This window comes from Massilia sp. NBRC 108631 (assembly GCF_059704565.1).
This window is the reverse complement of record NZ_BAAKJE010000149.1, coordinates 1-209: the sequence shown is the minus strand read 5'-3', so window position 1 is coordinate 209 and position 209 is coordinate 1. Positions and strand designations below refer to the sequence as shown.

The 209-nt window shown below is 62.7% G+C and carries 1 protein-coding gene; it reads right to left on the bottom strand.

Features of this window, described 5'->3' with window-relative positions; genetic code table 11:
* Window positions 1-209: hypothetical protein (locus AC6H42_RS16480; protein WP_497548494.1), on the bottom strand; the 209-nt coding region annotated here is incomplete at both ends.

Sequence of the window (209 nt, the reverse complement as noted above, 5' to 3'; positions counted from 1 at the left end):
AGGTTGATGGCGTCTGCATACAGCGACATCTTGGGCGTGATGTTGTAGCGCAGGCTGGCGTCGGTCTGGCCGTAAGCGGCGCGGTTGCGCGGCATGGTGCTGCCGCCGCCGCAGTCCACCGAGAAGTGGTTGCGCCAGTTGTAGCTCACGCGGGCCGAGAACTTGCTGTTCTCATAGAAGATCGAGCCGTTGTACGACTGCGGCGACAG